Here is a 15,343-nt window from a genome sequence, read left to right on the forward strand (position 1 = left end):
CATACTTTTCATGCACCCGGATACTTTTTTTGCTTGTCCTTAACTAACTAAAATTTAATACTTTATTCATCCATGCATAATTTTTCAGGCGCCCGATCTCTCAAAATTGCGGCGTTCCCCTCTCTTTCCGCCCGCCGAAGTAATAGATTCCCCCAACCTCTTTTTGACAAAAAGACTTTAAATATAGATACTTATCCAGAGCATATAAACATTCTCTCCTCCTTGGCACACCCCTTGCTCATCCTCACCGGAGCCCGGCGCTTCGGGCGAGATTTCATCATAAGACCCGAATGAAACGGGTGCAGAAGAAACGGAGGATTAAATGTTTTACAAAACGCAAAAGACATGGATGGTTTTGTTGATTGTCCTTTTCTTGGCGGCGGCGCTGATTCCTGCGACGGGGATGGCGGCGTCCCTGGAGGAAGCTATCGCTCAAGCGCCCAAAGGCGCGGAAGCGGGACAGATCAACATGCAAGCCGAACCCGGATTTCTTGGAATTCCCGGGGCTCCGTCCCCCAGCCTGGTGATCGGCTTTCTGTGGGCCATCTGGGTAGGCTGGATTTTCTCGACGGTGGGCGCTTTCGGCGGCATCATGGCGGGTGTGGGCCACATTACGGTGTTCGGCCTTGCCGACTACGGCAAGGGCTTCAAAAAAACCGCTCCGGCCCTGAACAAGCTGATTACGGACAGCATCCGGGTGTCCAACCAATGGTTAGTCGGTTTGAGCGCCGCGGTTTCCAGTTTCAACTATTATAAGATGGGCCGTTTGGTGCTGCCTTTGGGCATCGCCCTGGCCATCGGCTCCGTGGCCGGCAGCGTGCTGGTGCCCTGGCTGACCGCCGGCAAGGTTTCCCTGAAGGCTTACCTGGGCTACTTCGGCCTGATCGTCTTCGTCATCGGCGGGTTCCTGTTTTATGAAACCACCCCCCGGGGACAGGCCCGGAAAAAGGAAGCCAAGTCGGCTGCCGACGCGTTTGAAAAAAGCGCCATCAAGGGCGCTGAAAAATCCATGGATGCCTCTGATATGGGCGTCCAGGTAAAAAGCTGGAGCGCCAAAAAAGTGGAGTTTACGTTCTACGGCGTGGAATTTTCCTTCAACCCCATCGTTCCGATCATCGGCGGCTTCTGCATCGCAGGTCTGGCCTCCTTCCTGGGAATCGGCGGCGGCTTTTTGTTCGTGCCCTTCCTGACCTCCATCGCCGGCCTGCCCATGTTCCTGGTCGCAGGAACCAGCGCCCTGACGGTGTTCGTGGGCATGATTATCAGCATCTTCACCTACATGGTGGTTCAGGGCGTGACCATTTACTGGCCGCTCATCGGCGTGGAGCTGATCGGCATTTTCGTAGGTTCCATGATCGGCCCCCGGACCTCCAAATACATCCCGGACATCTGGCTGAAACGCCTGTTTGTGGTTCTGGCCCTGTACGTGGGTCTGCGGTACACCACCAAGGGCTTCCTGGGATACAGCATTGTTCCTCCGTTCTGATCAAAAGCGCTATCGGCGGCCCGGGCCTATCCGGGCCGCCTCGACCCTTTTAATTTGAACCGGCAACGCTGTTTTAACGTATAAAGGATGTTAAAAATGGAATGGCTTTATCAAGTATATCTCTTTCTGGATGGCTTCCTGATCGCCCCTTATAGAATGGTGCAGCCCCCTATTCTGGGCTTTTACCTGGGCACGGGCCTGCTGGCTTTGTACGCCGTTGTTCTGGGCGCCCTCACAAGCGAGGCCGCTATTTGGGCCAACGCCAGGAACCTGGAAGACCAAAGCCATGCCATGGTGCGCATGCACAACCTTTCCTTCAGGGCTTTGGCCGCCAAAAACAAAAAAGCCTTCAAAGCCGCCAACCACGAAGCCAACGACGCTTTCGGCAAGTACTTTTTCGCTTGGATGGCCAACGCCGCCGCTTCGCTATGGCCCCTGGCCTTTGCACTAGGCTGGATGCAGTGGCGGTTTCAAGACGTGCACTTTGCATTCCCCGGGCTTCCTATTGATCTCGGATTTGCCTTCCTGTTCCTGATTTGCTACATTTTAGCCAGCATCCTGTTTTCAAAGATTAAAAAACGGCTGCCTATTTTCGCCAAATCCGTTGCATTGTCACAAATGGCGAGAGACCATGCTGATGAAATGGTTACCCTGGCCGACTTGCAGGCCAGCAAATAGAAGTTTAAGCCAGGCAAAAACCCGGATTCCCGGACCAGGAAAATGAAAAGAAAAGTCTTTTGGCTTGTATGTATTATAAGCCTTATTTCGGCGTCCCCCGCCTGGGCCGTACAGGCTCACGGGGCGCCGGAAGGCTTGTATATCCACCAGTTCGCCCATATTTTCTTTGCGGCGGCCATGGGGATATTCATGTATTGGCTAAAGGCTTCCGCCCTGACCACCCAGCCCGGCTGGCGCATGATTCGCTACTGCGCCCTGTTTCTGCTCATCTGGAATATTGATGCATTCGCCGCCCACCTTCTGGACGAACACCTGGCAATCGTGTCCTTTGAGCGCAACGGGTTGCTCCACATGAACCTGAGCTCTGAAACCCAAGGGCCTTTTCTGCCGGCGTTGTACTATTTTCTTAAAATGGACCACCTTTGGTGCGTGCCGGGCATGGTGTTTCTCTACCTGGGTCTGCGCAGGATTTTAGCGGACCAGCAGGCTGAGGAGTGAACGCCATGACCTTTCTCGTGCCATCCATGCCCGTGATTCTGATAGATTTTTTCGGGTCCATCGTCATGATCGTTCTCAGTTTCATGTGCGTGGGCAAAGCCCAAAAGCTGAGAGCCAGGGACGAACAAAATATTGTCTGGACCTATCTTTTGTGGCTTAGCTGGGGACTGGCGGTTTTCGCCGTATCCCGCTCCGGCGGGCATATCATAAAACAACTGCTGGTGATGTCCGGGCACTCGGCCCTATGGGGGACATTGCGGCCGTACAGCGGCGCGATCAATACATCCGTCTTTTTTGTTGCGGGCTCCGTGACCCTGTTTTTTGAACGGGTTTTTCGAATCAATCGCCGCATACTGGCTGACAAGGCCGAACTCCAGGAATCCAAACAACAGTTATTGTACCTGAACCAAAACCTGGAAAACCTGGTCGCCGCACGCACTCAGGCCTTGGCCTTATCCGAACATCGCTACCGGCGCATTTTTGAGGTTTCCAGAGACCTGATTCTGGTCACCAACCGAAACGGCGAGATCCTTGACTGCAATCCGGCCTCCCAAAAGGCTTTGAACTCTCACGGAAACGACGACGCAGAGCATAAACCAAGCATTCAGCGCGCTTTTGATAATCCCCAACAATGGGACTCCATCCTCCAGGACCTGGAGGAAAGAGGCTTTGTTTTGAATGAAGAGGCGGTCCTGATGCGCCATGACGGCGCGACCATACGGGTGCTCATTTCCGCCGGATTGGATCAGGGGGAGGACGAGGCCCGGGACACCATCCATTTTCTGATCCGCGACATTGAGCAGAAAAAGCTCATGGAAGCGCGCATGGCGCAAGCCGATAAGCTGGCCTCCATCGGCGAACTTTCGTCAGGCATCGCCCATGAAATAAACAATCCCCTGGGAATTATTCTGGGCTACACCCAGTTGCTTTTACGAAACGAAGATCCTGAAAACGAGCGCCACGCGGATTTACGCATCATCGAAAAGCACGTCAAAAGCTGCAAAGTCATTGTGGAGGATTTGCTCAGCTTCGCCCGGGGCGGCGAAACCATGAAAGAGCCTACGGACTTGCACGAAGTGATTGACGAAGTCTTGCAGTTTTTGCATCATGAACCCGGGCGCCAGGACCTGGCCATCTCCAAGGAATACTCCCTGGACCTGCCCCTGGCCCACGTGGATAAAAAGAAAATCCGCCAGGTCATCATGAATCTGGTGATCAACGCCAGCCACGCCGTGGAAGGCAGGGGAAAAATCCTTTTGGCTACGGACTTCAACCCGGAAAAGGGGCTGGCGAGCATTTGGGTGAAGGACAACGGCCCGGGCATTCCCAAGCAGAACATGGCCCGGATTTTCGACCCGTTTTTCACCACCAAGCCCACAGGCCAGGGCACAGGGCTTGGGTTGAGCGTATCGTACGGCATCATCAAAAGCCACGGCGGGGACATCAGCGTGGAAAGCGCTCCCGGAGAAGGGGCGGCCTTTCACATCACCCTGCCGGTGGAACCGCCGGAATCAGACATTGAGGATTAATGAAAAGACGCCTGCTCATAGTGGATGACGAGCCCGACATGCTCCACCTGCTCAAACGCAGCCTGGAGCCGGACCTGGACTGCGTCGTGGAAACCGCCGCCTCCGGCCTGGAAGCCATGGAGATTCTGGGACAGGACCGGTTCGACCTCATCCTGGCGGATATCAAAATGCCCAAAATGGACGGTTTGGAGCTTTTGGAAAAGGTGCAGGCCCAATATCCGGACCAGACCATGGTCATGATGACCGGACACGGAAGCATTGACGTGGCCGTTCAGGCCATCCAAAAAGGCGCCTACGATTTTGTGACCAAACCCTTTGATCACGAAGCCCTGGTGGTCCGTCTGGAAAAAGCCTTGGAGCGCAGCAAGCTGATTGCCGAAAACCGCCGCCTCGTCCGCTGGTGCGGCCAGCAGCGCGCCTTTGAAAATATGGTGGGCCAAAGCCCAGCCATGCAAACGGTGTTCGACACCATCAAGACCGTCTCCCAGACCGACATGACCGTGCTCATCACCGGCGAGTCAGGCACGGGCAAGGAATTGGCCGCCCGGGCTATCCATTCCCTCAGTCCCCGATCCTCCGGCCCTTTTGTGGCCATCAACTGCCCTACGGTGCCGGAAAACATCCTGGAAAGCGAGTTGTTCGGATATAAAAAAGGCGCCTTCACCCACGCCTCGACCAGCCGTCAGGGTCTTTTTGAGGAAGCCAACGGAGGCACTTTGTTCCTGGACGAAATCGGGGACGTGACGCCCTCCATCCAGACCAAGCTGCTGCGGGTTTTACAGGAAAAGGAAATCAAGCCGTTGGGGTCCAATAAATCCCGCAAGGTGAACGTGCGCATTGTGGCTTCCACCAACCAGGATTTGCAAAAGCGCATTGACGAAGGCCTGTTCCGGGAGGATTTTTTCTATCGCCTGGCCGTGGTGCCTGTGGTCATGCCTCCCTTGCGGGAGCGCAACGGCGACGTGCCGCTTATCGCCGCCCATCTGGCGGCCAAGCATTGCAAGGATCTGGGCAAACTGCCCGTGACCTTGTCTCCGAACTTTGTAAACTGGCTGGAAAATCAAACCTGGACGGGCAACGTGCGGGAGTTGGAGAACACCATCATCCAGGCTATTTTGTTTTCGGAAGAGGGAACGCTCGAGCCGCCCAAGACCGCTCCCGCGGCAACGCAGTCTTCATCCAGAATTTCCGGCCCGGACCTGTCCGCCCAATCTTACAAGGAAGCCAAGGAAAGCATCCTGGAGGCTTTTCATAAGGATTACCTGGGCGCCCTGCTTAAGGAAACCGGAGGCAACGTGACCCAGGCCGCCAAGAATTGCGGCATGGAGCGCCAGAATCTCCAGCAAATCCTCCGCCGCTACAACATTTCCGCCCAGGATTTCAGGGATTAATCGCCTGATTAACGCCCACTTTATCAACCTGATTTATACTTCTTATCAAAAAGCCGTCATCCATTTTAACGCAACGCTCTTGCCCACAACCGGTTTTTTGTCCTGAATTATCGTTCATCCTTCCAATACCGGCATTTTTTAGCCTGCGCTTATGTGTCTGATTTCACACGATTGAGTGGAGTTCATCATTGACACAAGAAGGGGCGGGTGGCATGTTTTGTTAAGTTCCATAAAGAGTCCAAGGTCGGGGTTTATGCAAGCTCTGTGGAACCGTAGGAACCAATTAAATTTAAAACAAAAAATTTACTATATGAGGAAAAGCCCATGGGACTGTGGAAAAAGCTCACCGGCGAGTTTGTCGATATTGTAGAATGGCTGGACGACACCAATGACACCCTGGTGTTCCGGTTCGAGCGCTACGGCAATGAAATCAAGTACGGCGCCAAGCTGGTGGTCCGCGAAGGCCAGCAGGCCGTATTCATTAACGAAGGCCAGATAGCCGACGTGTTCACGCCGGGAACCTACACCCTGGAAACCCGGAACCTGCCCATCCTCAGCACCCTCAAAGGCTGGAAGCACGGGTTTGAAAGCCCCTTCAAGGCGGAAGTGTATTTTTGCAGCACCCGCCAATTTACGGACCTCAAATGGGGCACGCCCGGCCCCGTGACCATGAGGGACAAGGAATTCGGCGCCGTCAGGGTCACCGCCTATGGCATTTTTTCCATGCGCATCAAGGATCCTGCCAAGTTCATCCGGGAGATCGTGGGCACGGACGGAAATTTTTCCACCAGCGAAATCTCGTCCAACCTGCGGGGAAAAATCGGCATGCGCATCAAGGAAGTCATGCCGGAGACGGGAATTCCCATCCTGGATCTGGAAGGCAAAGTCATGATGCTGGGCGAAATGCTGGTGGACCGCATCAATCCCTCTTTTAAGGAATTCGGCCTGCAACTGACCGAAGTGCAGGTGCAGGATCTGGGCCTGCCCGAGGAAGTGGAACGAGCTATCGACAAAGGCGGCGCCATGCGGGCCATCGGCAACATGCAGGCCTACACCCAATACGAGACGGCCAGTTCCATCAAGGACGCCGCCCAAAATCCATCAGGAACCGCGGGCGCCGGCATTGGCATGGGCATGGGATTTTCCATGGCCAATCAAATGGCCGGAGCCATGGGGCAAGGCCAGCAGCCGCAGCAAGCGCCCCAGCAGGGCGGCCCCGGCGTTCCGCCTCCCATCCCCCAGGCGGTCCAGTTTTACGTGGCCGTGGGCGGCCAGCAGACAGGGCCTTTTGATCTCGCCGTCATCCAGCAGCAAATCCAGGCCGGGCAGGTCGCCAAAGACGCTTTGGTCTGGAAACAGGGCATGGCCGCCTGGACGGCCGCCGGCGAAGTTCCGGAGCTGGCCGGATTTTTCGGCGCCATGCCGCCTCCTTTGCCTCCGCAGCCGCCCCAGGGTTGATGGCGGGACTTTGGATAAAACGCATTCTCTATTAGCTTTAATGAAAAATCGGATGTTATGAGCGTTAAAGAATTTCCTTGTACAAGTTGCGGCGCAAAGCTGGAGTATGTCTCCGGCCAGGAGCTGATCTGTCCTTATTGCGGGGCGAAAAACGTCTTTGAACAGGTTGAAGAAGACATCAAAGAATTGGATTTTCATGATTTTCTGCGAAAATCCGCCGAGCATGAGGAGTCCATAGAGGTTACTACGGTCAAGTGTCAGGCCTGCGGCGCCGAGTCCACGCCCGAAGAAAACGTGTCCATCAGCCATTGCTCCTTTTGCGGCTCCCAGCTTATGGCCCAGGCCAGCGTTTCCAAGGCCATCAAGCCCAAAAGCATGCTTCCTTTTGAAATCCAGCGCGAACAGGCCCGGGAAAATTTCCGAAAGTGGTTGAAAGGCCTGTGGTTCGCCCCCAATCAGGTGAAAAAATACGCCCGCTCCCTGGATCAGATCAAGGGCATGTACATTCCGTTCTGGACCTACGACGCCGACACCTACACCAATTACCGCGGCCAGAGAGGAACCGATTACACCGAGCACTACACGGACAGCGACGGCAAACGCCAATCCCGCACCGAAACCCGCTGGAGCTATGTATCCGGCCGGGTTCGGAAGCTGTTCGACGACGTGCTGATTCTCGCCAGCAGATCCCTGCCCAAAAAGCAGACCGACAAGCTGGAGCCCTGGGATCTTAACAACCTGGTTCCCTATCAGGAGCAATACCTCGCCGGATTTCAGGTGGAAACCTACCAGATCGACCTGGAGGGAGGCTTTGATGAAGCCCGGGACGTCATGGCGGAAGGCATTAAGAGGGAAATCCGCAGGGACATCGGCGGAGATCACCAGCGCATTGACTCCATGGACACCAGCTACGCGGACATCACCTTCAAGCACATTTTATTGCCCGTCTGGATCAGCGCATACAAGTTCAAGGACAAAACCTACCGCTTTGTGGTGAACGCCCGCACCGGAGAGGTGCAGGGCGAGCGCCCCTGGTCCGCCTGGAAAATCGGCGCAGCCGTCACGGCCGCCGCGGTCGTCATCGGCGGGGTCTACTATTATTTCTGGGTATATGGGGGATGATTATCACCTAAACTGTTAACAACAGATGTCTTCATTTTTGAAATACTATTGTGCTCAGTGAACAGCTTGTAAATAAGCCTTTTGGATCGCAGCATTTTCAATATCAGTGGAAAATTTATCAATTGATGAGATAACAAAACGTAAGACTTCTAGTGAGTATACAGCATCAGGTTCATAAAGCTCTCCATGGGCGATACTACAGCGACTACTGAACATATCATCAATGAAAGGCCCGTTTGTTGACCATCTTTTTTCATAGTCTATCCCCATGCTCTCACATAAGTTGCTGAACACTTCTGAGTTTAAATTTGACTCCGTATCAACAGCTCCCCCAGTAGAAAGAGATATTGATTCATCCAATTTCTCTGTAAATCTCTCCACAACTCTTAAATGAGGGCCTATTTTCCGACTGCTCTCCTTTGCGATTCTCAGTTCATTCCTACAAATTAACGCCTTAAAATTATTAGAATAACTAGAGAAAGACCGAGATTTTTGGGCCACGAGATTTACATATGCCTCGGAAGCATCCTTAACGAAGCCTTCCCAATGAGCGTATGAAAGGACGATTGCAGAACGGCTTATTCGTGCGATATTATAATTTTTTTTCTTTTTGGCTAACAATAATTCATTGACAAAAGCAACAAGCTCTCGCTTCCGCTTTTGCTTACTAGCGGCCAAAAAGTCTACTAATTCCTGGTCACTTCTAATCTTCAAATTGAACCCACCCACGCCCAAATTTAATTGTTTCTGGAATTCTTGTTGAGGCTCTTACTCCAGATCCATGAAAAGGCAACTCGGCTAAAATGTCCCACAATTCCCTGTGTTTCTCTACAAACAAGTCCATGTCTGGTAAGTTTTCCCCCATAAGAAGGCGATGAGCTATCCCGATACCAACAACTTCAAAAAGAGTAACTAACATCGGACCATAGTACTTTTCCTTAAACTTCCGAAAGCTATTACCACCCGTAGTTTCATATAAAAAATCAAATGTTTGCATGAAGATTGACTCAAAATGTTCACGATCAAAATCACCATCCTTTGCCTGATTGATGGCTTCACGATTTAGGTATGCTCCAAGCTCATCGATTGTTCTTAAATCATCTATTGATTTTCTCACAAAAGTAACAAATCGAATTACTAATTCCAAATCAAATGCTTCTTCCAAGGCCTTATCAGTCAACATTAAACAATTTTGAAAAGATTCATATTTCGCAATTCGATTTATCCATTCGAAATAGTCAGGGTTAGCCATAACAATCATACAATTACGAACCTCTTGATCTGTAGCTTCCGCCCCCCCTCTATTTAGCCTTTGAAATACCTCATATTTGACATCTTGATCACTCGTACTTCTTACTATATTCACATCCCAGCGAGCCCTCTTAATCCTAATCTTGGATGCATCAGACAGTTCACGGTCAGAATTTTCGTCACTCCATGCTTTTCCTTCCAAATCCTCTAAATAATGGGTCTTAGTCAATGTAAGCGCGTCTCTATACACACCGTTCTCATCTTTAAGCTCGCCCATGAGTTGAAAAATAGTTGACAATCTTTGCACCCCATCGATTACATCCCATTTTCCATCTTCCCTTTCAGAGACAAAAATTGGAGGAATTGGAATTCCAAGTAATAAAGACTCAACCAACCTTGATTTTTGTTCAACCGACCACCTAAAAAATCGCTGGAATTCAGGATGGAGTTCAAGTTCTCCTTCTCTGTACATGGAAACAAGCTCGTTTACAGACATTGAATACGATGTTGTCTGGACATTAACCGCATTATCCTGAATTTGTTGGTCAAGGGACACAGAGCCTCCTCCTTATCATCGTCTACTAAACAGTATGGCCCCAAAATGCCATAGTGTTGAACACTATAGATTCAGGTATTTAGATGCTATCGAGATTGTCAAAATTAACATAATACCACTGTTATTTCAACAAAAACCTATTGGGTACAACATTGTTATATTATGAAATTTTTCTCAATGCAACTTTACTTATGATATCAATGTATATCAGCAATTCTAATCCTGCGATTTGGTGCGTTTCATTTCGTCCACGCGCTGGTTGTAGAAGGCGATGACCTCCCGGCGGCGGAGCATGCCAAGGAGGATGCCGGGATCGTTCACGTCCACCACGGGGATGGCGTCGATGTTCTTGATGGTGAATTTTTTGAGGACCGAATTGAGGTCGTCCTCGGGAGAAACAGTGATGATGTCGGATATGGCGATATCCTGCATAATCACAAGGGGTTCTATATGCTTTTCAAAGAGAACCGAGCGCACGTCCGTGCTGGAGAATATGCCGGTCAGGCGCTTTTTTTCGTCCAAAACCGGGAAATAATGCTGTTTGGTGCCTGCAAAAAACTTCTTGAAAGCCGAAAAATTCATCTGTTCCGGAATGCCCGGCGTCTGAATGATGGAGTCTTGCAAATCCTTGACCTTCATGGTCTGGAGGATGTCCACGAAAAAATCCCCGGCGTGCGCGGCCGATGCAATGGGGTTTTTGGGCTGCATGACGTAAATGGTCCACTTGCGCGAAACCAGATAGGACACGGTGCAGACCAGAAGGCTTGGCAGCAGCAGGTGGTAGGAGCTTGTCATTTCGGAAACGAAAATAATGGTGGATATGGGCGTGTTGGAAACCCCGGTGAAAAATCCGGCCATGCCCACAATCACAAAGGCGCCGGGCTGGTCCACCCACCCCAGTTGATGGAAGATCATGCCCACCACCCCGCCGATGGCGCCGCCGATGACCACCGAAGGGCCGAACACGCCGCCCGATCCTCCCGAGCCGATCGAGAACGAGGTCGTCAGGATTTTTCCGAAAGCCAGGATCAGCAAAAACCCGATGGTCGCCCTGGGATCGCCCGAGATGGCCCATTGGACGTAACCGTAGCCGAAGGCCAGGGTCTGGGGAAAAAAGAAGCCGATGGCGCCCGTGCACAAGCCGCCGATGACCGGCTTGAAATGATTGGGCAGGGCCAGGCGTTTGAAAAAGCCGGTCACGCCGTAGAAGGATTTTACGTAAACCCATCCCGCCGCCGCCACCACCAGGGCCAGAATGGTGTATGGCAAAAGCTCTGCGGGATCGCGAAACACAAAATTGACAGGGGCTTTGAACAAGGAGCCCCAGCCGTAGGTGAGGCAAAAGATGCAATAGGCCACCACGGCGGAAAGCCCGGCCGGCAGAACCACTTCGCCCTCGATGTCCGGGTCCCGGTACAGGACTTCGGCGGCGAACAAGGCGCCTGCCAATGGCGCCCGGAAGATGCTGCCTACGCCCGCGCCCATGCCGGCCGCCAGCATGATGCGCCGCTCCCGGTCCGAGAGTTTGAGCTTGGTGGCCAGGAAGGAGCCGAACCCGGCGCCGATCTGGGCGATGGGGCCTTCCCTTCCTCCCGAGCCGCCCGTTGTGAGGGTGATGGCCGAGGCCAGGGTTTTGATGATGGGCACCCGCCCGCGGATGAAGCCGCCTTTATTGTGGTAGGCGTCAATGGCCGCGTCCGTGCCGTGGCCTTCGGATTCCGGGGCGAAGGTGTACACCAGCCAGCCGCTGAATATACCGCCCGCAGCCGGCAGGAGAAAGAGGATCCAACGGACCGGCTCTTTCACGCCCGGTTCGAACATGCGGTGGGACTCCCCGGCGGCGGCCGGAGGCCGGTACCCCGCCAGGGCGTCCAGAAAATATCGCATTCCCGCTTCGCATAAAAAATGAAACAGGATAGAGCCCAGTCCGGCCACTACGCCGATGGCCACGAACCGGGCCACCCATTTCATGGCGTAAGCGCCTTTGGGGTCCAGGCGCGCCCCAAAGAATTTGCCGTCCTTGTTGGCCATAACGACCTTGGATTATCCTTTTTCCAAATCCTTGATTCCCGCCAGCACGATGTTGAACAGCTCCTGCACGTCTTTTTCCTCCAGACAGGAGAAGGCCACGCGCAAGTCCGTGGGTCCAAGGGAAATCAGGCCTACGCCGTATTTGTCCAGAAGGTGCACGCGCAGGGTTTCCGCATCCACGGTTTTCAGCTTGAGGCACATGAAGTAGCCGGAGTTGAATGGATACACGTCCCAGGCGTCGGCGAACTTGGGATCATCCAACACCCTTTTGACTTCCACGGCGCGAGCCTGCAGGATGTCCCTCTTTTGCCTGCGCTCTTCGTCGTAGGACTTGGATTCCATGGCCTTGAGCACAATGGACTGGGACAGGTGCGAGGCGTTGGAGATGGAGCCGCGCACGGCGCCGGCGGTTTTCCGCTCCAAAGCGTTGTATACGGGCGCCGGGTCTCCGGGGATCTTCGTGCCGTAGGTGATGAATCCCACGCGCAGGCCCCAGACAAAGTCTTCCTTGGTGGCCCCGTCCAGCTTAACGGCGATGAGGTTTTCGCTGGCGTCGGCCAATTGGGCGAAAATGGATTCCTTGGCGCATGCGTCGTCATAGAACAGGCCGAAGTAGGCGTCGTCGGAGACGGCCAGGACAAAGGTTCCGGCTTCCGCAACTTCGGTCAAAATCCTGGCGATGGCTGCGGCTTCCTCCTTTGTCGGGGTGTAGCCCGAAGGGTTGTTGGGGAAGTTGAGCATGACCGTAATCTTGTCGTTCTTGGCCGCTTCCTCCTTGACCTTGGCCTCAAAGGCCTCCAGGTTGAACCCGCCCTGATCGTTGAACAGGGTATAATGGCTCAGGCGCACGCCGCGGCGCACGGAAAGAATCAGGTTGTAGTTGCCCCAGAACTTGTCGGGCAGAACCAGCACGTCGCCTGCGTCCATCCACACGTCGCCGAACACGCTGATGCCGTGAGTGATGGCCTGGGATACGATGGGCAGGCTGATGGCCTTGCCTTGCAGGCTGGGGTTCTTTTGAAAAAGCAGCTTTTGCCAGGCCTGACGCAGTTCCAGGACGCCGAACGAAGGGGCGTACCTAAGGGCGGAGCGCGCAGGAATGCCGGTGACGGACTCCATAATGGAGGGAATATACATAGTCCGGCCTTCTTCCGTGGCAATGCCGATAGTCGCATTGAACTTATGGGCCTTTTCTTTGGCTTCCGCGCTTTGGGAAAGGATTCCCTTGGGGAAGAAAAGATTTTTGCCGACGGAGCCGAGCATGGATAGCACTTTGGGGGCGTTTTTTTCCAGGTCTTGGTTTAGTTCTGTTGCCAGGGGATTCATGGTTGATTTCCTTCGTTATTTGTTTATGGTTACACGTCAGGGGCGTGGAACTAGTTTAAACCGGCATTTTGCCATGTACCAGGCTTTTTTTCAAGGATAAAACTGGATGCGCCCATCCCCCCTTGGCGCCAGGTTGACGGATTCCCCTTCCTGGCGTACCATAAATCGGCCTGTCTGCCCCCCCTTTTTCAAGGAATAATTATGAAGACCAATGACGATATATTCTTCCGGGAAGCCGTATCCAGAATTTGCGGGTCCGAAAATATTGAAAAAGCCCTGCAGGAATGTTTCTTCTTTTTAAAACATTACATTCCCATGAATCAGGTGATCCTTAACATTTTCGACAACACCACCAACATGGCTGAAGCGGTGGTGAGGGTTTCGGACGACGGCATTCTATTGGATTCCATTATTATTCCTTACACCCGACAGGTGAAAAAGGACATGGAAGCCTACACGAGCCGCTCCAAAAGGATGTGGATGGTCCGGAGGCTGGGGGACTACGAAGGCACCAGGCACATTGCGGAAAAATCAGGCACGGCGGACTTTCCCGGCGTCATCATGGATCTGGACCTGGACGGGCGAATTATCGGCAAGCTGACCATCATCCATGGCAAGGAAACCCAGTTTTCTGAAGAGCATTTGCGGCTCCTGGAAATCCTTAACACTCCCTTCGCCTTTGCCTTGTCCCATCATCTTAAGCAGCGGGAAATCCGCAGGCTCAAGGACATCGCGGCGGACAACCAGATGTACTACCAGGAGGAATTGAACCAGATTTCAGGCGGATTCGTCATCGGCGCGGACTCCGGCCTCAAGCCGGTCATGGAAATGGTCCGCCGGGTGGCCCACCAGGACAGCCCGGTCCTTTTGATCGGAGAAACCGGGGTGGGCAAAGAGGTCATCGCCAAGGCCCTGCATAGGATTTCACCTCGGAGCGACAAGCCGTTTATCGGCGTCAACTGCGGCGCCATCCCCGAATCCCTCATGGACAGCGAGCTTTTCGGCCACGAAAAAGGCGCCTTCACCGGCGCCGCGGTCCGGAAAAGGGGCCGGTTCGAACGGGCGGACGGCGGCTCCATCTTCCTGGACGAAGTGGGGGAGCTGAAAAAGGAGGCCCAGGTGCGGCTGCTAAGGGTGCTCCAGGAAAAGGAAATCGAACGGGTGGGAGGTACGGAAACCCTGCCCATGGACATCCGGGTCATCGCCGCCACCCACCGCAACCTGGAGGAAATGATCCGGGACAAAATATTCCGGGAAGACCTCTATTTCCGCCTTAAGGTCTTCCCCATCTACATTCCGCCCCTAAGGGAAAGAATCCTGGACATCCCTGCCCTGGTCTCCCATTTCATCCAGAAAAAATCCGTGGACATGAAGCTGGGCATTCCCCCCTCCATCGCCCCCGGACAGATTGACAAACTCATGGAATACCACTGGCCGGGCAACGTCCGGGAGTTGGAAAACGCCGTGGAACGGGCCCTTATCCTGTACAACGGACAGCAGCTCCAGTTTGACGGATTGGAGGCCTCGGCCAGCGCCGCGCCCTCCAGCCCCCAGGAAGCCCCGGCGCCGGCCTCCCTGAGCCTGGACGAGGCCATGGCCCGGCATATCACCCAGGCTTTAAAAAGCGCCCAGGGCAAAATCCACGGCCCGGGCGGCGCCGCCGAACTTCTGGGGATCAACCCCATGACGCTCAGGCACCGCCTGAAAAAACTGGGCATTCCCTTCGGCCGAGCGGCCAAAAAGGAATATGCGGAAGAGGCTTGACGGCGGCGTGAGCCGCCCTGCGGCGGTTGTGCAGAACCGATAATTAACATATTTGATAACAAAAAAACCAAATTAATAAATACGATAATTATATTTACCATATATGGTATAAAATCCTGACAGCCCCTTTTCCCCCAGGCCTTAAATACTCCCATATCAAAAACTTCACCAGTTCCCATACCTATTTAGCATTTGATATTACAGGATATTTGAATTAAGCGAATTGGTCCGCTCCTTAACAATCATCGTTCGG

Annotated in this window: 12 protein-coding genes; 8 read left to right on the forward strand and 4 right to left on the reverse strand. The window is 53.4% G+C overall.

Annotated features, from left to right (window positions below):
* Nucleotides 1-322 precede the first annotated feature (322 nt).
* From G491_RS0103410 to G491_RS0103440, 7 genes are all read left to right on the forward strand, one after another.
* Nucleotides 323-1,486 carry a sulfite exporter TauE/SafE family protein gene (locus tag G491_RS0103410; protein WP_015947292.1) on the forward strand — a complete coding sequence of 388 codons (1,164 nt, stop codon included), beginning with the start codon at nt 323-325 and terminating at the stop codon, nt 1,484-1,486.
* 96 nt (nt 1,487-1,582) lie between these two features.
* Nucleotides 1,583-2,164 carry a hypothetical protein gene (locus tag G491_RS29285; RefSeq protein WP_051327007.1) on the forward strand — a complete coding sequence of 194 codons (582 nt, stop codon included), beginning with the start codon at nt 1,583-1,585 and terminating at the stop codon, nt 2,162-2,164.
* 42 nt (nt 2,165-2,206) lie between these two features.
* Complete coding sequence (locus G491_RS0103420) at nt 2,207-2,662, forward strand: hypothetical protein (RefSeq protein WP_028313575.1); 456 nt, start codon at nt 2,207-2,209, stop codon at nt 2,660-2,662.
* A gap of 5 nt (nt 2,663-2,667) precedes the next feature.
* Nucleotides 2,668-4,191, forward strand: a complete 1,524-nt coding sequence (locus tag G491_RS0103425; RefSeq protein WP_028313576.1) for a two-component system sensor histidine kinase NtrB — start codon at nt 2,668-2,670, stop codon at nt 4,189-4,191.
* A complete protein-coding gene (locus G491_RS0103430) occupies nt 4,191-5,582 on the forward strand; it encodes a sigma-54-dependent transcriptional regulator (RefSeq protein ID WP_028313577.1) in 1,392 nt (463 codons plus the stop codon). Before G491_RS0103425 ends, G491_RS0103430 begins: the two co-directional genes overlap by 1 nt.
* A 324-nt stretch (nt 5,583-5,906) precedes the next feature.
* Nucleotides 5,907-7,040 carry an SPFH domain-containing protein gene (locus tag G491_RS0103435; protein ID WP_028313578.1) on the forward strand — a complete coding sequence of 378 codons (1,134 nt, stop codon included), beginning with the start codon at nt 5,907-5,909 and terminating at the stop codon, nt 7,038-7,040.
* A gap of 57 nt (nt 7,041-7,097) precedes the next feature.
* Nucleotides 7,098-8,162, forward strand: a complete 1,065-nt coding sequence (locus tag G491_RS0103440; RefSeq protein ID WP_028313579.1) for a hypothetical protein — start codon at nt 7,098-7,100, stop codon at nt 8,160-8,162.
* Nucleotides 8,163-8,216: 54 nt separating this feature from the next.
* Here the strand turns inward: G491_RS0103440 and G491_RS0103445 are convergent, their stop codons facing one another.
* The 4 genes from G491_RS0103445 to G491_RS0103460 form a co-directional block, all read right to left on the reverse strand.
* Nucleotides 8,217-8,876 (reverse strand): MAE_28990/MAE_18760 family HEPN-like nuclease, encoded by a 660-nt coding sequence (locus G491_RS0103445; RefSeq protein WP_028313580.1) that lies wholly within the window; start codon nt 8,874-8,876, stop codon nt 8,217-8,219.
* Complete coding sequence (locus G491_RS0103450) at nt 8,866-9,969, reverse strand: DUF262 domain-containing protein (RefSeq protein ID WP_035217559.1); 1,104 nt, start codon at nt 9,967-9,969, stop codon at nt 8,866-8,868. Before G491_RS0103450 ends, G491_RS0103445 begins: the two co-directional genes overlap by 11 nt.
* Before the next feature lie 216 nt (nt 9,970-10,185).
* A complete protein-coding gene (locus tag G491_RS0103455; protein ID WP_028313582.1) occupies nt 10,186-12,000 on the reverse strand; it encodes a chloride channel protein in 1,815 nt (604 codons plus the stop codon).
* 12 nt (nt 12,001-12,012) lie between these two features.
* On the reverse strand, nt 12,013-13,326 hold the full coding sequence (locus G491_RS0103460) for an aminotransferase class I/II-fold pyridoxal phosphate-dependent enzyme (RefSeq protein WP_028313583.1): 1,314 nt from the start codon (nt 13,324-13,326) through the stop codon (nt 12,013-12,015).
* 201 nt (nt 13,327-13,527) lie between these two features.
* Between G491_RS0103460 and G491_RS0103465 the strand changes: the two genes are divergently transcribed.
* On the forward strand, nt 13,528-15,090 hold the full coding sequence (locus G491_RS0103465) for a sigma-54 interaction domain-containing protein (RefSeq protein ID WP_028313584.1): 1,563 nt from the start codon (nt 13,528-13,530) through the stop codon (nt 15,088-15,090).
* Nucleotides 15,091-15,343 lie beyond the last annotated feature (253 nt).

The sequence above is a fragment of the Desulfatibacillum aliphaticivorans DSM 15576 genome (genome assembly GCF_000429905.1).
In the GTDB taxonomy this organism is placed as follows: domain Bacteria; phylum Desulfobacterota; class Desulfobacteria; order Desulfobacterales; family Desulfatibacillaceae; genus Desulfatibacillum; species Desulfatibacillum aliphaticivorans.